The 18,351-nt window shown below is 69.3% G+C and carries 17 protein-coding genes and 1 pseudogene; 12 read left to right on the top strand and 6 right to left on the bottom strand.

The window, feature by feature from the left end; translation table 11 throughout:
- Positions 1 to 2: 2 nt before the first annotated feature.
- From J7528_RS24335 to J7528_RS24325, 3 genes are read right to left on the bottom strand one after another with little or no spacing between them, the layout of a single operon-like run.
- On the bottom strand, positions 3 to 1,148 hold the full coding sequence (locus J7528_RS24335) for an efflux RND transporter periplasmic adaptor subunit (RefSeq protein ID WP_291880001.1): 1,146 nt from the start codon (positions 1,146 to 1,148) through the stop codon (positions 3 to 5).
- Positions 1,145 to 2,380 (bottom strand): TolC family protein, encoded by a 1,236-nt coding sequence (locus J7528_RS24330; RefSeq protein ID WP_291879999.1) that lies wholly within the window; start codon positions 2,378 to 2,380, stop codon positions 1,145 to 1,147. Before J7528_RS24330 ends, J7528_RS24335 begins: the two co-directional genes overlap by 4 nt.
- Before the next feature lie 51 nt (positions 2,381 to 2,431).
- Positions 2,432 to 2,776 carry a hypothetical protein gene (locus J7528_RS24325; protein WP_291879996.1) on the bottom strand — a complete coding sequence of 115 codons (345 nt, stop codon included), beginning with the start codon at positions 2,774 to 2,776 and terminating at the stop codon, positions 2,432 to 2,434.
- A gap of 218 nt (positions 2,777 to 2,994) precedes the next feature.
- Between J7528_RS24325 and rplK the strand changes: the two genes are divergently transcribed.
- The 4 genes from rplK (at position 2,995) to J7528_RS24305 (ending at position 8,008) form a co-directional block, all read left to right on the top strand.
- Entirely contained in the window at positions 2,995 to 3,426 is a 432-nt protein-coding gene (rplK, locus tag J7528_RS24320) for a 50S ribosomal protein L11 (protein ID WP_291879994.1), read from the top strand.
- Between the two features lie 4 nt (positions 3,427 to 3,430).
- Complete coding sequence (gene rplA, locus J7528_RS24315) at positions 3,431 to 4,117, top strand: 50S ribosomal protein L1 (protein ID WP_291879991.1); 687 nt, start codon at positions 3,431 to 3,433, stop codon at positions 4,115 to 4,117.
- Positions 4,118 to 4,274: 157 nt separating this feature from the next.
- Entirely contained in the window at positions 4,275 to 6,737 is a 2,463-nt protein-coding gene (locus J7528_RS24310; RefSeq protein WP_291879987.1) for a hypothetical protein, read from the top strand.
- 71 nt (positions 6,738 to 6,808) lie between these two features.
- Complete coding sequence (locus J7528_RS24305; protein ID WP_291879984.1) at positions 6,809 to 8,008, top strand: TIGR03862 family flavoprotein; 1,200 nt, start codon at positions 6,809 to 6,811, stop codon at positions 8,006 to 8,008.
- Here the strand turns inward: J7528_RS24305 and J7528_RS24300 are convergent.
- Together J7528_RS24300 and J7528_RS24295 are read right to left on the bottom strand one after the other, a co-directional pair.
- Positions 8,005 to 9,372, bottom strand: coding sequence for an alpha/beta fold hydrolase (locus tag J7528_RS24300; protein ID WP_291879983.1), 1,368 nt, complete (start codon positions 9,370 to 9,372; stop codon positions 8,005 to 8,007). The genes J7528_RS24305 and J7528_RS24300 overlap by 4 nt on opposite strands.
- Positions 9,373 to 9,445: 73 nt before the next feature.
- Entirely contained in the window at positions 9,446 to 10,024 is a 579-nt protein-coding gene (locus J7528_RS24295) for a TetR/AcrR family transcriptional regulator (protein ID WP_291879980.1), read from the bottom strand.
- Between the two features lie 78 nt (positions 10,025 to 10,102).
- Here J7528_RS24295 and J7528_RS24290 point away from each other — a divergent pair, with 78 nt between their 5' ends.
- From J7528_RS24290 to J7528_RS24265, 6 genes are all read left to right on the top strand, one after another.
- A complete protein-coding gene (locus J7528_RS24290; protein ID WP_291879977.1) occupies positions 10,103 to 10,702 on the top strand; it encodes an NAD(P)H-dependent oxidoreductase in 600 nt (199 codons plus the stop codon).
- Positions 10,703 to 11,023: 321 nt separating this feature from the next.
- On the top strand, positions 11,024 to 11,542 hold the full coding sequence (gene rplJ / locus J7528_RS24285) for a 50S ribosomal protein L10 (RefSeq protein ID WP_291879975.1): 519 nt from the start codon (positions 11,024 to 11,026) through the stop codon (positions 11,540 to 11,542).
- 46 nt (positions 11,543 to 11,588) lie between these two features.
- A complete protein-coding gene (gene rplL / locus J7528_RS24280) occupies positions 11,589 to 11,972 on the top strand; it encodes a 50S ribosomal protein L7/L12 (protein WP_291879973.1) in 384 nt (127 codons plus the stop codon).
- Positions 11,973 to 12,162: 190 nt separating this feature from the next.
- On the top strand, positions 12,163 to 13,095 hold the full coding sequence (locus tag J7528_RS24275) for an RDD family protein (protein WP_291879971.1): 933 nt from the start codon (positions 12,163 to 12,165) through the stop codon (positions 13,093 to 13,095).
- Entirely contained in the window at positions 13,092 to 14,249 is a 1,158-nt protein-coding gene (locus J7528_RS24270) for a GYF domain-containing protein (RefSeq protein ID WP_291879969.1), read from the top strand. The genes J7528_RS24275 and J7528_RS24270 overlap by 4 nt, the downstream gene beginning before the upstream one ends.
- Positions 14,250 to 14,277: 28 nt before the next feature.
- Positions 14,278 to 15,312 carry a YCF48-related protein gene (locus J7528_RS24265; RefSeq protein ID WP_291879967.1) on the top strand — a complete coding sequence of 345 codons (1,035 nt, stop codon included), beginning with the start codon at positions 14,278 to 14,280 and terminating at the stop codon, positions 15,310 to 15,312.
- Here the strand turns inward: J7528_RS24265 and J7528_RS24260 are convergent.
- Positions 15,309 to 17,132: a methyl-accepting chemotaxis protein gene (locus J7528_RS24260; protein WP_291879965.1), complete on the bottom strand. Its 1,824-nt coding sequence runs from the start codon at positions 17,130 to 17,132 to the stop codon at positions 15,309 to 15,311. The two genes, J7528_RS24265 and J7528_RS24260, sit on opposite strands and share 4 nt — an antisense overlap.
- Positions 17,133 to 17,407: 275 nt before the next feature.
- Between J7528_RS24260 and J7528_RS24255 the strand changes: the two genes are divergently transcribed.
- Positions 17,408 to 17,569, top strand: a complete 162-nt coding sequence (locus tag J7528_RS24255; RefSeq protein WP_291879963.1) for a hypothetical protein — start codon at positions 17,408 to 17,410, stop codon at positions 17,567 to 17,569.
- 344 nt (positions 17,570 to 17,913) lie between these two features.
- Positions 17,914 to 18,351 (top strand): annotated as a pseudogene (locus tag J7528_RS24250) (DNA-directed RNA polymerase subunit beta); the annotation flags it as partial.

The raw sequence follows: 18,351 nt of genomic DNA, 5'->3' as shown, positions 1-18,351 counted from the left end.
GATCAGTCCTCGTGCCCCGCTTCGCCCTTGCCCAGCTCGGCCTTCAGGCGGAAGGCGCCCTTGCCGGCGATGGTCTCGCCGCCGCTCAGGCCTTTCAGGATCTCGACCGAACCGGCGGCGGTGCGGCCAGTGACGACGGGCGCGGCGCGGAAGCCCTTGGGCTCAGCGACGAACACCACGGTGCGGCCTTCGAGGGTCTGGACGGCGTCGGCGGGTACGGTCAGGCCGCCGGCGCCCTTGGCCAGGATCACCCGGGCCGAGACGATCGAGCCGATCTGCGGCGCAGGGGCCATGGGCCTGGCGCGGACCACGGCCGCGCCGGCGCCCAGGGCGCTGGGAGCGACGGCGACGATGCGCGCGCCGGCCTCGCCGCCCTCGGGCCGCTGGACCAGCACGGCGTCGCCGACCTTGATCGCGCCGGCCGAGGCGGGCGGGGCGTCGAAGACGTATTCGACCTGGCTCTGATCGGCGATCTCGGCGACCAGGCCGCCTTGGGTCAGGAAGCCGCCGACGCGGGTGTCGATGCGGGTGACGATCCCGGTGATCGGCGCGCGCAGGGTGGCGACGCCGCCGGCGCTGGGGCCGCCTTGGGCCGCGACCTGGGCGCGGGCGGCGCGCAGTTCGGCCTGGGCCTTGTCGGCATTGGCCTGGCTGGCTTCCCAGTCCTGGCGAGCAACGACGCCGGCTTCGAACAGGCGACGATCGCGGGCCGCGGCGGCTTGAGCCGCGCGGGCCCCAGCCGCTGCGGCGTCGACACTGGCCCGTGCGCCGGCGCCCTCCGCGCTGCGCAGGGTGGCGATGGCCGCGCCGACGGTCACGCGGTCACCAGCGGCGACGTGGACGCGCTCGACCGTGCCCGACACCGACGCGCCCAGGGCGGCCGAGGCGTTGGCGGCCAGGGCCACGCGGCCGGGCAGGACGAGCTCGGAGCCGCCGCCGCGTCCGACCGTGGTGGTCAGCACGCCGGCCTTGGCGGCGTCGATTGCGGACAGGGCGACGAAGCCGTCCTCGTGAGGGGGCTCTTCCTCGGCGTGGCCCTCAGCAGCGGCGGGGGCCTTGTCGGTCAGGCGACCCAGGCCAAAGCCCAGGCCAGCGGTGGCGACCAGGGCGATGGCCGCGCCGGCCATGAGCAAATTGCGGTTGGTCATTGGGCGCCTCCAAAGGCGATCTGTCCGTTGGCCTGGGCGAGGTCCGCGCAGGCCTTGGCGCGCGCCAGGCGCGCCTCGATGTGGCGTTGGCGGGCGGCGACCAGGTCGCGGCGCGCCGAAAGCAGTTCCAGCAGCGGCAGCTTGCCGGCCTCGTAGCCCAGCTTGGCCAGGCGATAGGCCTCGCGGGCGGCGGCTTCACCCTCGCGGGCGGCGGCGGTCGAGCGTTCCGCCGCGCGGGCCTCGCCCTCGGCCCCGCGCCGGTCGGCCGTGGCGTCGGCCTGAGCGATCAGGAGGCGCGCGCGGGCGGCGTCGGCCTCGGCCTGGGCCGCCTTCACCGCGCCGCGGTTGCGGTCGAACAGCGGCAGGGGCAGCGAGACCCCGGCCACGGCGGCGGTGGCGTCGTCGCCCGCCAGCCGCCGGACGCCGAAGCTGACCGTGACGTCGGGCGCGGCTCGACGGCGTTCCAGGTCCAGCTTACGGGCAGCGGCGGTCTGCTCGGCCTGGGCCACGGCGACGGCCGGCGGCTGGTCGGTCGTGGCGGACGCCGTCCAGGCGCGGTCCAGCACGCCGGGCGTCACGGCGACGTAGGTCTGCTCAGCCCCGATCAGAGCCGACAGCCGCGCCAGGGCGGCGCCGGCTTCGGCCTCGGCGCGGGATTGCTCGGCCTGGGCTGCCGACACCGCCGCCTGGGCCTGCAGGGCGCGCAGCTCGGCCTCCTTGCCGTTGTCGACCAGCAACCGCGCGGCGCGGGCGTCGGCCTGCGCTAGCTCGACGCGCTCCTTGGCCAGGACCAGCCGCTCCTCGGCCGCCTCGGCGGTGGCGTAGGCCACCGAGAGGTCTCGGGCGAAGGTGACCCGGGTTAGGCCTGCGCGCGAGCGAGCCGTGTCCAGTTCGGCGCGAGCGGCGGCGACGCGCGCGCCGCGCTTGCCGCCCAGCTCCAGGGTCTGGCCGACCGACAGGGTGGTCTCGGCGCTCCGGAAGTCGCGATAGGGGCCGTCGCCCCCGACGTTCTCGACCTGCAGGTCCAGGGTGGGATTGGGCCGGGCGCGGGCCTGGAGCGCGCGACCCTCCGCGGCGCGCGTCTCGGCCTCGCCGACGATCAGGCGCGGTGCCGAAGGCTCGCGCAGCAGGGTTTCAAGCGGCGGCGCGGTCTGGGCCTGGGCCGCGCTCCATAAGGCGCCGCACACGGCGGACGCCAAGGCCGCGCGCAGCGGCCATCGGTTCGATGACATGAAGATTCCTCGCAATGACAGGACGGCGGCGCGCGAAGGGCGCGCAGGTCGTCAGGCGCGAGGCGGGTGGTCGAGCGGGGAGGGGCTGTGCGAGGCCGGCGTCAGGGCCGCGACCAGGGCATGCTCGGCGGTCTTGGGCTCAGGCGCGGAGACAGCCAGCACGGGCGCGTCGATCAGCGAACCACCGTGATGGCAGTGGCCACCCAGGCAGCACGCGGCCTTGCAGGGCGTGCTGTCGTGCTTCTGGTCGGTCTGGATCGTCTGCTCGGCGTTGGCCGGACGTTCGTCGCAGATGCAGCTGGCCGAGGCGACGGCCGGGATCAAGACGAGCAGCGCCAGCACGCAGGCGACCAGAAGGCCCCCCAGGTTCCGCTGCCATGTCGTCGTCCTGACCATGGCGGCTCTATAGCTTTTGCGAACGACTCTGAGAACGCGTTACATAATCACAGCGTCCGGCGCGGCTTCGCACCCTTTGACTCCGCGTCCCCCGCCTGCTACACGCGCCGCCTCGCTCCCGGACCCCGCGTCCTGGGGCGTGCTTGTCGTTCTGGCGGCAGGTTCAAATCCGTGGGAGGGCCGCCAAGCCCGGACCACGGCTCACAAGTGAGGACACTATGGCTAAGAAGATCCTGGGCTACATCAAGCTCCAGGTGAAGGCTGGCTCGGCCACGCCTTCGCCCCCCATCGGCCCGGCTCTGGGTCAGCGCGGCGTCAACATCATGGGCTTCTGTAAGGAGTTCAACGCGCGCACCGAGAACGTCGAAAAGGGCACCCCCCTGCCGACCGTCATCACGGTCTATCAGGACAAGTCGTTCACCTTCGTCACCAAGACGCCCCCGGCCACCTTCTTCCTGAAGCAGGCCACCGGCCTGAAGTCGGGCGCGAAGCTGACCGGTCGCGAGACCGTCGGCCAGATCACGCGCGCTCAGCTGCGTGACATCGCCGAAAAGAAGATGAAGGACCTGAACGCCAACGATCTCGAGGCCGCCGCCAAGATCATCGAAGGCTCCGCCAAGGCCATGGGCCTGAAGATCGTGGAGGCCTAATCACATGGCTAAGCAACCCAAGCGCATTCAAGCCTGGACCGGCGACCGCGACGCGACCCACTCGGTCGAAGCCGCCATCGCCCTGGTGAAGGCCAACGCCAAGGCCAAGTTCGACGAGTCGATCGAAATCTCGGTCAACCTGGGCGTCGACCCGCGTCACGCCGACCAACAGGTCCGTGGCGTCGTGAACCTGCCCTCGGGCACCGGCCGTGACGTCCGCGTCGCCGTCTTCGCCAAGGACGCCAAGGCGGCTGAAGCCACCGCGGCGGGCGCCGAGCACGTCGGCGCCGAAGACCTGTACGAAAAGATCGCCGGCGGCTTCATGGACTTCGACCGCGTCATCGCGTCGCCGGACATGATGGCCCTGGTCGGTCGCCTCGGTAAGGTGCTGGGCCCGCGCGGCCTGATGCCGAACCCGAAGGTCGGCACCGTGACCCCGAACGTCGCTCAGGCCGTCAAGGACGCCAAGGGCGGCGCCGTCGAGTTCCGCGTCGAGAAGGCGGGCATCGTCCACGCCGGCATCGGCAAGGCCTCGTTCACGGACGAAGCCCTGGTCATCAACGTCAAGGCTCTGATCGACGCCCTGAACCGCTCGAAGCCCTCGGGCGCCAAGGGCGTGTTCATCAAGCGCATCGGCCTGTCGTCGACGATGGGTCCGGGCTTCAAGGTGGACACCGCCTCGGTCGGCTAATCGCTGATTGAAGCCAAGTTACCTGGGCGGGCGCTGGAGCGATCCAGCGCCCGTCTTGCGTTTGGGCGCGCGCAATAAAAGCTTGAGCGCTTCGGCAATTTAAGATTGATCGTCTCTCAACGCCGCCGTGCATCGGCGCGATCGCGACGGGGGCGTCATGTACACGACAGCGCAGCTGATAAGCATCTACACGTCCCTCACGGGGGTAGCGCCGGACGTCGTCGTCCAGCTGACCCTGGACGCCTGGGCGACCCAGAGTCAGACGGGCGGCATCTCCGACGCTCAGCTGATGGATCGGATGAACAGCACCTGGGCGCCGCCGACGCCGGTCGATCCCGGCCCGTCGCCGGAACCCGATCCGGAACCCACACCTGATCCGAGCCCTCCCGATCCCGGCCCGCCGCCGGTCGTCTTCAGCCCGTCGCAGGTGCTGAACACCTTCTATGCGGCGATCTCGCGGGGGAGTTTCGCGGCTGCCGGCTCAGTCGACAGTCAGGCGTTGAACGCCTTGGCCACCAAGGTCGGCAGCGGTTCGATGACGCTGGCCGACGCCCAGGCCGCCGTCATCAAGATGGCGGGGCAGTCGGTCTCGGTCGTGAACCTGACCTACCAGTTCTTCACGGGAAGCACGCCCTATCAAACCGGCGTCGACTACCTGATCGGCAACCCCTCCGGCCTGGCCAGCGCCTACTATCAGGGCTTCAGCCTGGAGAACCGCTACATCAACTTCGCCACCAACCTGGGCAAGGTCGGCGAGGGGGCGGCGCGCTTCGCGGCGGCCTATGGCGGACTGTCGCTGGCCGAGGCCCTGGGCAAGGCCTATGCCGAGATCTTCGGCGCGCCCCCCGGCGACGCCAAGATCCGCGAGCTGCTGGACGCCCAGCTGCCGGTCGGCGGCCAGACCATCACGCGCGCCGACTATTTCGCCAGCTTCGGCCAGGACGGCCCGAACGGTCTTGGGACCAAGGCCGCGATGGTCGGCTGGCTGCTGGCTGAAGCGGTCAAGGCTGGCGTCGGACCCTACGCCAAGGCGCAGGACGCCTTCCTGGCCGATCTGGGAGGCGACGGGATCGCCAAGTTCCACGTCGACCTGCTGGGCGCGTACGGACCGCACGTCGCCCCGCCGGCCGGAGCGTCGCTGAGCTTTGCCCAGAACCAGTCGATCTCGGTCTCGGCCGCCGATGCGAAACTGCGCGCCACCGACAACAGCGACGTGATCGCCGGCGAAGGCGGGCTGGGCGCGGGGCAGACCATCGCGACCGGCGGCGGTGACGACCGGGTCACCATCTCGGGCGTGGTCGACGGCAAGATCGTGCTGGGCGACGGCAATTCGGTGGTCACCCTGAGCGACGGCCTGGGCGCGAGCGGCTCGGTCACGTTCGGGCGCGGCTCCAACACCCTCCATCTGGGCGGTAAGCTCGCGGCCGGCGCCAGCGTCTCGGCGGCGGGGTTCGACAACACCCTGCACATCACCAGCACGTCGGCCCTCGTCTCGGGCAGCGTCACCGGCTTCCAGACCATCGTGCTGGATGCTCCGCCCGCCGCCGGCGCTCTGGCGGGCATGAAGGACGCGCAACTGATCTACGACATGGTCCCGTCGAACTTCGGCGAGGACGTGAAGGTCAACATTACCGCCGCCAACCATGAGACCGTCGTGCTGAAGGACACCGCCTACGGCGTCGTCATCACCGACAGCACCGTGGCAGGCGCCAGCGAGATCGTCGTCCACCTGGACAACTTCACCGGCGCGCCCACCACCAAGGTCGACTACCGCAACAATCCGCCGGTCAGCGCGTACTATTCGGCCGATGGCGGCTCGATCACGATCGTCAGCACGAACGACATCGACTGGCAGACGCGCACCGGCAAGGTGACGCTGTACGTCGACAGCGACAGCACCGCCGGCATGATCTGCGGCTATTTCCCGGTCTTCTCGATGGCCACCTCGGCCTTGAGGTCGCTCCAGGTGCTGGAATTGCGCGGGACGGGCAAGCTGACGGCCCAGATCTTCGAGACCTTCACCCAGATCGACGCCACCCGAGGCGGGGCTTTCGACCTGACCTATTCGGTCGCCGGCAGGACCTGGATCGACGGGCTGAAGACCGTGCAAGTGGGGAGCTTCAAGTTCTCGGACTGGGGCGGCAAGCTGACGGTCGGCCTGGGGCATGCGGCCGACAAGGACTATTCCGCGCCGATGACGTTCACGCTGGGCGCGGGCGCCGACACCATCGTCGCCGCCAACGGGGCGGAGGGGCTGAACAACCTGGCGATCGTCGACAAGACCGTCTTCGTCACGGCCGAGGTGACGGGCTTCGAGAAAGGCGTCGACCACCTGGTCCTGGACGCGGTCAGCCATGGGACGATCGTCAATGTGCAGGCCGCCGTCGAGGGGGCGTCGTCCCTGACCCAGGCCCTGACCCTGGCCGCGGCCAAGGTCGCGGCGGACGGCCTGGCGGTCTTCACCTATGGCGGCGACACCTATGTCTATATCCAGGACGACCTGGCCGGGCTGAACATGACGGGCGGCGGCCACGCGGGCGATGGCCTGATCAAGCTGGCCGGGGTCACCGGCCTGTCGGTCGTGACCGGCGCGGCCAACGGCGACATCCACTGGGCCTGAGGCGTCCGCCAGCGACGAAATGAGAGGGGCGGGGCCTTGCGGCGCCGCCCTTTTTCTTTGATCCAGGGGCGATGGAACAAGACGACCGCATTCTGGATGTCGCCGTGATCGGCGGCGGACCGGCCGGGCTGATGGCGGCCGAGACCATCGCCAAGGCCGGCAAGTCCGTGGCGGTGTTCGAGAAGATGCCGACCTTCGGGCGCAAGTTCCTGATGGCCGGGCGCGGGGGGCTGAACCTCACCCACTCCGAGGATTTCGAGCGGTTCGCCGGGCGTTATGGCGCGCGGTCGCAGGCTCTGCGGCCGATGCTGGAGGCCTTCTCGCCCAAGGACCTGGTCGCCTGGGCCGAGGGCCTGGGCCAGCCGACCTTCGTGGGCGCCAGCGGCCGGGTGTTCCCGAAGGCGATGAAGGCCTCGCCGCTGCTGCGGGCCTGGCTGGCGCGGCTGGAGGGGCTGGGCGTGCAACTGCGTACGCGGGCCGAGTGGACGGGCTGGAGCGCCGACGGCGGCCTGCTGATCAATGGCGAGGTCGTGCGGGCAAGGGCCGTGGTGCTGGCCCTAGGCGGGGCCAGCTGGGCCAAGCTGGGCTCGGACGCGGCGTGGGTCCCGACGCTGGCGCCGCTGGCCCATATTGCCCCCTTCCGCGCCGCCAACTGTGGTTTCGACGTCGCCTGGAGCGCTGTCTTCCGTGAGCGCTTCGCCGGCGAGCCGCTGAAGAACGTGGCTCTGCGACACGGCGAGGCCAGCGCGCGCGGTGACGCCATGGTCGCCGGCTACGGCCTGGAGGGCGGGGCGGTCTACGCCCTGGCCGCCGCCCTGCGCGATACGATCGAGGCCGAAGGGCGGGCGGCGCCGACCCTCGATCTGCGTCCTGACATTCCCGCCGAGACCCTGGAGCGCCGTCTGCAAGCGTCGCGCGGCGGCCAGAGCCTGGCCAACTTTCTGCGCAAGGCGGTCAAGCTGTCGCCGGTCGAGGTCAATCTGCTGCGCGAGGCGCATGGCCTGGACCTGCCGACCGAGCCGGCGGCCCTGGCGGCGGCGATCAAGGCCGCGCCGATCGTGCTGACCGCCGTGCAGCCGCTGGATCGCGCCATCTCGACCGCCGGCGGCGCGCGGTTCGAGAGCCTGGACGGTCTGGCCTTGAAGGAGCGGCCCAATGTGATCCTGGCCGGCGAGATGCTGGACTGGGAGGCCCCGACCGGCGGCTACCTGCTGCAGGCCTGTTTCGCCACCGGCGTGGCGGCGGGCCAGGCGGCGCTGGCCAGACTCTAGGGCTTCATCGCCGCCTTGATCCTGACCGCCATCGCTTCCAGGTCCTTCGGATCGGCCGGCTTGTTCTCGACCAGATAGACCGGCTTGCCGGCCACGCGCGGGATCACGTGGATGTGCAGGTGCGGCACGCTCTGGCCCACGCCGTTGTTCTGCAGGATCAGGAAGCCTTCTAGGCCCAGGGCGTCAACTTCCGCCTGACCGACCTTCTGGACCACGGCCATGACCTTGGCGATGTCCTTCGGATCCATCTCCAGCAGGTTGCGAGCCTTGGAGGTCTTGGAGATCACCAGCACGTGGCCGGGCTCCAACGGGGCGCGATCCATGAAGGCCAGGACGTCGGCGTCCTCGTAGACCTTGTAGCTAGGCGCCTCGCCCCGGATGATCCGGGCGAAGATGTTGCCCTCGTCATACGCGCCCTTCAGCGGCGGGAAGGGGGCGGTCGCGGCGCTCTTGGGCTCGAACCGGGCCAGCCAGCGGATCACCTCGCCCTCCAGCGCGATGCGCGCGTCCGAGAAGCTGTGGTCGGTGGCCATGTAGGTTTCGGTCAGCGCCTTGGCGTTGGCCGCCTTCGCGGCGTCGGCCAGCTTGCGGGTGGTGGGCGCGCCGGCGAACTCGGCGCCGATCAGCAGCAGCGGACGATCGGCGATCCTGGCGGTCAGTTTCTGAAGGTCCAGCTTGTCGGCGTCGCGCTCGATCTCGGCGACCAGGGCCTCGGGCGTCGTCGCCAGCGGCGCGGTGTCGGGGCGCATGGCCTCGATCGCGGTCTTGCGCGTCTCCGCCGAGGTGATCCGTTCGCTGCGTGAGCCGATGTCCCACGAGTCGATCAGCACCGCGCCGGCCACGCGGGGCTCGGAGGCGACGGCGTCGGCGGCCATGAAGCCGCCCATGCTGTGGCCAGCCACGACGATGCGGCTGGGATCGATGTGATATTTGGCGACATTGGCGGGATCGAGCAGCCAGGCGACGGCCGCCTCGCCGTCGGCGCGGGCATTGGCGAAGCTGAACTTGCCCTGGCTGCCCCACGAGCCGCGATAGTTGATGCGCATGGCGTTCCAGCCGGCGCGGCGCACGGCCTGCAGCAGATCGATATTGGTCTCGTTGCCCGGGAAGCCGTGCAGGAACAGCATGGTCGGATGCGGCCCGGCGCCCGAGGCCGTGTAGAGGATCGCATTGACCTTCGAGCCGGCGATGTCGACCTGGAAGGCGGCCATATCGGCCGGGCGGTCCTTGTCGCGAGCCGGATCGGCGACGACGGCGCGGGGCGTCGGCGGGACCTTGGGCTCGGCCAAGGCAGGGCCGGCCAGCGCCAGCATCAGGGCGCCCAAGACCAGGGGACGCGCCCCGGCGATCAGTCTGCGAGTCATGCGGCGCCCCGTGTCGTGCAAATCCTTGGCTGGGACGCTGCTATCTCCGGCGGGAAACGGCAAGGGAGAGGCGCTAGATCACCGCGACGATGGCGCGGAAGAGTTCGGCCTTGGCCTCGTCCGGGGTGATCTCGCCAGCGGCGGCCACGCGCGAAAGCGTCTCGGCCGCGCCCAGCATCGCCCACAGCCGCGCCGTCGAGACCGTGCCGCTCGGAGCGAACGGGGCCAGCAGCGCGCGGCACGTCTCCAGGAAGCTCGACAGATAGGCGTGCTTGGCCGCTTCCAGCGCCGGTGAGCCGGCCAGGGCCGCCAGCACGCCGGGAATCTCGCGGCCCTGCTTCAGCACGCAGTCGACATAGGCGCCGGCGATCAGGCGGGCGCGGGCCTCCAGCGTGGCTTCGGCGCCGGCCAGGGCGGTGTCCATGGCCGCGTTCTGCACGGCGTCATGGGCCTCGTAGAGCGCGATCAGCAGGCCATCGCGCGTGCCGAAGTGGTCGTAGACCACCGGCTTGGTCACGCCGGCGCGCTCGGCCAGCCGGCCCAGGGTCAGGGCGTCGGTCCCTTCCTCGCGGATGATCGTCCACGAGGTCGCCAGCAGCTGCTGCAAGCGGTCCTCGCGCGTCAAGCGGCGGCGGGGCTGAGAGGTTGACATGGCTATATACCAAAAGTAACTTACCAAAAGTATATAGTGCTATTCGCGACCTTCAAACGCTTTCCGAGGAGCGCTCCCATGCATGCTCTCGTCGTGCTCTCCCATCCCGTTCCAGGCTCCCTGACCCACGCCGTCGCCGAGGCGGTGAGCGAGGGTGTCTCGGGGCAGGGCCATACCTTCGAGATCGCCGACCTGGCCGCCGAGGGCTTCGACGCCGCCTTCGCCGCCTCCGACATCGACGCCCACCTGCGGCGCGCGGCGCCCTCGGCGGCGGTGTTGGCCGAGCAGGCGCGGCTGGACCGGGCAAACGCCCTGGTGCTGGTCTATCCCGTCTACTGGTGGTCGATGCCCGGCCTGCTGAAGGGTTGGATCGATCGGGTGTTCGCCAATGGCTGGGCCTATGAGGAACGGGGCGACGGCACGACCGAGAAGAAGCTGGGCCGTCTGGCCGTGCACCTGGTCGCGATCGGCGGGGCGGATCTTCGCACCTATGCCCGCCACGGCTATTTCGGGGCCATGCGCACCCAGATCGACCACGGCATCTTCGGCTATTGCGGCGCGCCGGTGGTCACGTCCGAGCTGCTGACGGCCTCCGAGCCGCCGGCCGCTCACCTGGAGCGGGCCCGAGCTATCGGCCAGTCGATCTTCACCCATGGTCGCGCGCGCGAGGCGGCTTGAAGACCCCCTGTTGATATCCGGCGCCACTTCGTCTATACGGCGCGCCTCTTCGACGGACTCTCGGGTCCGCTGGAGAACCTGTTTGAGAACAACGGGGCGTGGGGTCACCAACGCCGTAATCGAGGAAGGGCCCTTCCTCACCGTCGGGAGACAGGGATAGAGACGCCAAGTCTTCCTGCTCGAGACCTCAGGTCCGAGACCGGAACGCGGCCGACTTTCCTTGGAACAGGCATATGCGACTCGCACGCGGGAGCAATTCCGCATGGGACCGCATCTGGCTGCCGGAATGGTCCGGCCGCTGTTATTGAGTAGGAGACCGCAATGGACCGCGCTCAAAAGCAGGAATCGATCGAGTCGCTGAAAAGCGTCTTCGCCGATGCCGGCGCTGTCGTCGTGACCCACTACATGGGTCTGACCGTTGCGGAAATGACCGACCTCCGCCTCCGCCTCCGCAAGGACGGCGCGGCGATCAAGGTTGTGAAGAACACCCTGGCCCTCAAGGCTCTGGACGGCAAGCTCGGTGAAAAGGGCGACACGCTCTTCACCGGTCCGGTCGCCATCGCCTACGGCCCGGACGCCGTCACCGCCGCGAAGGTCGCGGTGCAGTTCGCCAAAGAAAACGACAAGCTCAAGATTGTCGGTGGCGTTCTGGACCAGACCAACGTGCTGGACGAAGCCGGCGTGCGTGCTCTGGCGACCCTGCCGTCGCTGGACGAACTGCGTGGCAAGCTTATCGGCCTCATCCAGGCTCCGGCGACCAAGATCGCTGGCGTCCTGCAGGCTCCGGCCGGCCAGCTGGCTCGCGTCTTCAACGCCTACGCGACCAAAGACGCCGCGTAACGGTCATCCCCGCAAATCTATCCCAATCTCTCTAAGGAACTGACACATGTCGAAGCTCGAAAAGCTGGTCGAAGAACTGTCCACCCTGTCGGTGCTGGAAGCCGCTGAACTGTCGAAGCTGCTGGAAGAAAAGTGGGGCGTCTCGGCCGCCGCTCCGGTCGCCGTCGCCGCCGCTGGTGGCGCTGCCGCCGCTCCGGCCGAAGCCGCTGAAGAGCAAACCGAGTTCACCGTTGTCCTGGTCGACGGCGGCGACAAGAAGATCAACGTGATCAAGGAAGTCCGCGGCGTCCGTCCGGACCTGGGCCTGAAGGAAGCTAAGGACCTGGTCGAAGGCGCTCCGCAGAACGTCGTCGAGAACGTTTCGAAGGCTCAAGCCGAAGAAGTCTCGAAGAAGCTCACGGAAGCCGGCGCCAAGATCCAAATCAAGTAATCTGGCCCCAGCTTTCGCTGGGACTGGGTTCCTTTTGGAACTGCCGAGCGGCCTCGGAGGGAAACCTCCGGGGCCGTTTTCTTTTTGGGCGGTTCGCCTGAGGGAAGAGTCCGCTCCCCCGTGGGGTGAGCCCCGGTTGCGGATATCGCAATGGGTCGCGTAGAGGTCGAGACGGGTTGGGGAACCGTCGATGTCGACACGCTATTGGATCTATGCCGGGCCGCATGGCGATGGCGGGCCCGTGTCGACCGACGAGCTGGCCCTGCTGCTGCGTGAGCGGATGCTGAGCGTCGAGACGCCCGTCCGGCCGGTCAGCCAGCTGAGCTGGGCGCCGCTGGCCCAATGGCTGCCCGAGCTGGCGCCGTTCGCGGTCAAGACGCCTCCGCCGCCTCCGCCACCACCACCTCCTCCTCCGCGTCCCGCGCCGGTTCCGCCGCCGCAGCCGAGACCCGCGCCGGCGCCTCAGCCCCGGCCGATGCCCGCACCGCCGCCGCCGTTACGGCTCGAGGAGCCGCCGCCGCCGATCGCGCCACCGGTGCTGCCGCCTCCCTTGCCGCCCAAGGGCGCCTGGACCGACCGCGCGCCGCATCCGTGGCGCCGGTACTGGGCGCGGATGTTCGACACCCTGGTCACCGGCAGCGTCACCTGGATCGCCCTCAGCATGGTGATGTTCGTGGTCGCGCCGTTCCAGGCCGAGCGGTTCTTCGCCGTGTTCAACGGGCCCGGCGGCCAGATCCTGGACGTCATGCTGACCCTGGTCGCGGTGATCCCCGGCAACGCCCTGATGATCGGCCTGACTGGCGTGTCGGTCGGCAAGTGGCTGTTCGGGGTCAAGGTCGTGAAGCCGGATGGCCGGCCGATCGGCTTCGTGGCCGCGTTCGGGCGCGAGCTGCAGGTGTGGTTCAACGGCCTGTTCTTCGGCGTGCCGCTGATCTCGCTGTTCACCCTGGTCGGCTCGTATTCGCAGCTGAAGGAGGCCAAGGTCGCGGCCTGGGATCCGCCGCGCCGCCGCGTGGTGCTGCACCGGCCGATGAACGCCCTGCAGGTCTGCCTGATCCTGCTGGCCATTCCCGCCCTGATCGCCGCGCGCGTGGGCCTGACTCTGCTGGCCAAGCAGCCGTGAGCGACTGGCGGGTCGCCGACCGCGACGGCCGGATTGGCCTGTTCTCGGAAGACGCGCTGCGCGACGCCGTCGCGCGGGACGCCCTGCCGCCCGGCTGCCTGGTGTGGAGCGAGGGCATGGCCGGCTGGGCGCCGATCGACGAGGTTTTCCCCCGCCCCAAGCGCCAGCCGAAGGCGGGACCGTTCAGCGGGCTGCTGTGGTTCCTGGGCGTCCTGCTGGCGACGGCGCTGTTCCTGGCGGCCGGGGCGTTCAGCCTGGCGCTGATGGGCACGGACCTGCTCGACGAATTCCCGCGCGCGTGGCTGGAGGTCGTCTGGTTCGGCGGCGCGGTTCTGCTGGCCTTGGCGACCTTGCTGTTCTGGCTGGCCTGGCGCGGCGCGACCGCGCGCTGGTCCAGCATGGAGGCGCGGGGGCTGGTGCGGATCCTGGTCACGCTGGTCGCCCTGGTCGGGGCGGGGCTGGCGGTGTTCCACGGCTGGCAGACCGAGGCGGTCAGCCGCGTCGCCCATGCCGCCGAGCAGATGCGGGACTACCGCCTGACCTATGTCCCGCAGTCGCAGACGCTGAAGATCAACGGGCAGATCGGTCCCGGCTTCGCCAAGGCGGTCGAGGCGCGGATGGCCGCCCATCCGGTGCGGCGCATCGAGATCACCAGCCCGGGCGGCCTGGTCCAGGAGGCCCTGCGCGTGGCGCGGGGGCTGGAGGCGCGGGGTGGGGTGACCGTGGTCGCCCGCCGGTTCTGCGCCAGCGCCTGCGTGGTGGTGCTGATGGGCGGAGAGCAGCGGCTGGCCGACTACGACATGACCATCGATTTCCACGCCATCGACAGAACCGTCGATCTCAAGCTGGAACTACAGAGCTACATCCAGCGTGAGCAGACGACGGAGGCGCGGACCTATCTGGTGGGACGCGGCGCGCCCGAAGCCTATGTCCGCGAGTCCGAGCGGCTGGGGTCGGGCAAGATCTATCGTGTCCCGTCGGTGATCCTGGCCGAGCGGGGCATGCTGACGGGGCTGGTCGATGGGGAAGGGGCTTCGATCGCGGTCGCCGAGGCGCGCGCGCGCCTGGAGGAAGCGTTCCCGGGCGTGGAGCTGAAACCGTTTCCGCTATCGGTGACCGACCCGGTCTTGAACGAGGCCGCCACTCGTCCCTAAGCTGCGCCTCGGATCACAGGGGCGCGTCATGATCATTCAGCCTTCTCGCCGTGACCTTGTCGCCGGCGGTGTCGCGACCCTGGTCGCTGGACCGGCGCTGGCCGCCGATGGCTTGGGCGGCATCGTCATGCCGGCCTCGCCGACCGACAGCGAGCTGCGCGGCCTGTCGCCCACGGGTGGCAAGTCGTACTGGGCCTCGGGCTCGAAGGGCTGGCTGATCCGGGGCAAGGGCGAGCGCCAGGATCCCATGCGGATCATCGGCGCCGAGGGCCTGGACTTTCGGGGCTTGCACGCCTTCGACGACAACCACCTGCTGGCCATGAGCGCCGGCCCCGGTCCGAACTCGCAGCTGTGGCGCACCAAGGACGGCGGCAAGACCTGGAAGCGGATCTACACCAACCAGGATCCGGACGGCTTCTGGGACTCGATCGCGTTTGTCGACGGCAAGCGCGGCTTCATCCTGGGTGATCCGACGCAGGGACGGTTCACGGTGCTTTACACCGCCAATGGCGGCGAGACCTGGACGCGGCTCAAGGATCAGGGCGTGCCGCCCGCCGCGCCAAACGAAGGGGCCTTCGCGGCCAGCAACGGCTGCATCGCGATCGGCAAGCGCGGGCAGGTGGCCTTCTGCACCGGCGGAGCCGGCAAGGCGCGGGTCTATCTGTCACGTGGCGGCGGCGGGGTGTTCGTGGCCGCCGATACGCCGATCCTGGCCGACGCCGGGACCAAGGGCGCGTTCGCCGTGGCCTTCGGCAAGGACAACACGCTGTGGGTCTGCGGCGGCGACTACAAGAACCCGACCGCCCAGGGCGTGAACTTGGCGCGGCTGAGCCCCGGCCGGGTCACCTTCGAGCCGGTCGCGGCGCCGGCGGGCTACCTGTCCAGCGTTTCGGTCCACGGCTCGACCGTCATGGCGACGGGCCTGGCCGGCACGATCGTCAGCCGCAAGGGCGCGCCGTTCGAACGGATCTCGTCCGCGCCGATGAACACGGTGCGCCTGACCTCGGAGAAGTCCGGCGTGCTGTGCGGGCCCAAGGGCTCGATAGGTCTGTGGAAGGCCTAGGCCGCCACCGGACGAGAGGCCACCGTCGCCGCGCCGGTCACGCGGAAGCGTCCGACAAGGCGGGCCAGTTCGCCGGCCTCGGTCTTGAGGCCCGCCGCGGCAGCGGTGGCTTCCTCGACCATGGCGGCGTTCTGCTGGGTGACCTGGTCCATCTGGTTGATGGCGGCGTTGACCTGGTTCAAGCCGACGGACTGCTCCTGGGCCGAACTGGCGATCTCGCCGATCAGGGCGTCGATCTCGGCCACCTTGCCGACGATCCCCGTCAGGGCGCGGCCGGTCTCGCCGACCAGATGCACCCCGCGCTCGACCTGTGACGAGGCGTTGGCGATCAGCTGCTTGATCTCCTTGGCCGCGTCGGCCGAACGCTGAGCCAGGGCGCGGACTTCCTGGGCGACGACGGCGAAGCCCTTGCCCGCGTCACCCGCCCGCGCGGCTTCGACGCCGGCGTTCAGGGCCAGCAGATTGGTCTGGAAGGCGATCTCGTCGATGACCCCGATGATCTGGCCGATCTGGGCGGAGCCTTCCTCGATCTCGCCCATGGCCGCGACGGCCTCGCCGACGATCGTACCCGAGCGCTCGGCGTCGGTGCGCGCGCCGCTGGCGCTGGACGAGGCCTGGCGCGCGCCCTCGGCGCTGCGCTTGACCGTGGCGGTGATCTGGTCGAGCGCGGCGGCGGTCTCTTCCAGGCTGGCGGCCTGCTGCTCGGTGCGACGCGACAGGTCGTCCGAGGCGCTGGAGATCTCCTGCGAGCCGCCCTGGATGCCACCGACCGCGCCGCTGATCGTGGTCATGGTCTCGCGCAGGCTGTCGATGGCGGCGTTGAAGTCGGTCTTGATCTGGCTGTACTGGCCGGCGAAGGCCACGTCGATGCGGGCGGTCAGGTCGCCTTGCGCCATGCGCGACAGGCTCCCCGCCAGGCTCTGGACCACCTGGGCCAGCTCGGCCTCGGCGCGGCGGCGCTCTGCTTCGGTCCGGCCGCGTTCGCTGTCGGCTTCGGCGCGCATGGCCTCGGCTTCCTGCTCGACGGCGCGGGCCTTCAGGCCGTTGTCCTTGAAGACCTGCACGGCCTTGGCCATGTCGCCGATCTCGTCGCGGCGCGTCTGGCCGTCGATCTCGACCTCCAGGTCGCCGTCGGCCAGGCGACGCATGCGCTGGGCCAAGGCGTTCAGCGGGCGGCTGATCTTGGCGCGCGAGACCCACAGGCCGAAGGCGAGGGCGGCGCAGCCGGCGACCAGGGCGCCGACCACGCTGATCATCACGGTGCGATCGGCGGCCTCGCCCAGCTCGACGCTGTCAGCGCCGTCGGCTGCGGTATTGGCTTCGTTGTAGGCGCGAAGGTCGGCGGTGAGGGCGGCGATCTTGGGGTCCACGCCCGCCAGGATGGCGCGAGCGTGGTCGTCCTGGTCGGCGCGACCGGCCTGGACGGCGGCGTGGGCCGGCTTCACCAGGATCTGAGCGCGCTGGCGGAAGGCGCCGATCACGGCGGCGTTCTCCTGTTCCAGCCGCACGGCGTTGTCCAGGTTCTTGTACAGCTTGGCGACGGAGTCCTCGAAGGCCTTCTCGGCCGCGGCGGCTTCAGCGCTGGCGCCCTCATAGGCCACGACCCGGTAGGCGGCGTAGCCCACCTGGTTGATCTGGCGGGTCGCGCGAGCGATCTCGATGGCCGCCGGGGCGCTGTGCTCGGTCAGCCGTTTATAGTCGTTGGCGATGCCGTGTAGCTGCAAGCTGGTATAGCCCGAGCAGGCGACGAAGGCGGCGGCCAGCACCAGCAGGGCCGTCAGGATCTTGGTCGAGATCTTCCAGTGATCGAAGGCTTGCATGGCCGCGGTCCTCGGCGCTCCGCCATCGCTGCGTGCGTTGGGCGAGAAGAGCAACCATCGCTAGCTTTCGCGAGCGTGGTGACCGGTTAAGTGACCAGTATATCGCCAGGTATAGGCCTGCGTCGCGTGGTCGCAGGTCTACGGTGAACGCGTTCAATGAGTCGAGGCGGCAAAAATAGAATTCATCACAAAAGTACAGTTTTCGACAGTTTTGAACTGTACTTGATCGCGCCGTACGGGTGGAACCGTTCGGCCGGCGGCCACGTTTCCCCGCCATGCTCAAGGTCGCCGGTATCCTTCTCGCCCTCATGGTCCTGTTCGGGATCCTCGGCTTCGTCGTCGACGTGGCCGGCGCGATCACCAAGGCGGCGTTCTTTGTCTGCCTGATCGCCCTGGGCGTTTCCCTGGCCATGAAGGCCTTCAAGCGCGAGGCTTAGCGGAACCGGGTTCGCTGAAAGCCTGGCCGCACAAGGTTGTGGGAAACCGCAAGAGCGTATTTACGCCAGTTTACGAATCCCCCTTTTCTTCCCCGCTTTCATCCCCTATATCCCCGCGTTCACGATTACATCGGCGGAGCGCGTCTGCGCGTCCGTATTACGCCCCGAGGCGCGATCAGTCGCCCTCCGATCCGCGCGAAGGGGCGCCCATCAGGCTTCCGGTCCCGGTCGCCCGATAGGGGAATTCCAGCGTCCGCCGTTCTCGGAGCACGAGAGCGGTGAGGGTGGACGCTACGGACATTCGATTTCACGCGCGGACTCTGTCCGCGCCGCAGGGAAACAACATGGCGCAATCCTTCACCGGCAAGAAGCGGATCCGGAAGTCGTTCGGCCGCATTCCCGAGGCTGTGCAGATGCCGAACCTCATCGAGGTTCAGCGCTCCTCCTACGAGCAGTTCCTGCAGCGCGAGGTCCGTCCGGGCCTGCGTCGCGACGAGGGCGTCGAGGCGGTCTTCAAGTCGGTGTTCCCGATCAAGGACTTCAATGAACGCGCGGTGCTCGAATACGTCTCGTACGAATTCGAAGAGCCCAAGTACGACGTTGAAGAGTGCATCCAGCGCGACATGACCTTCGCCGCGCCGCTGAAGGTCAAGCTGCGCCTGATCGTGTTCGAAACGGAAGAAGAAACCGGCGCCCGCTCGGTCAAGGACATCAAGGAGCAGGACGTCTACATGGGCGACATCCCGCTCATGACGGACAAGGGCACCTTCATCGTCAACGGC

Origin of the sequence: Caulobacter sp., assembly GCF_017744445.1 — a bacterium.
Classification (GTDB): Bacteria; Pseudomonadota; Alphaproteobacteria; order Caulobacterales; family Caulobacteraceae; genus Caulobacter.
Note: the sequence above shows the minus strand (reverse complement) of the source record. Positions and strands in the feature narration are given on the sequence as shown.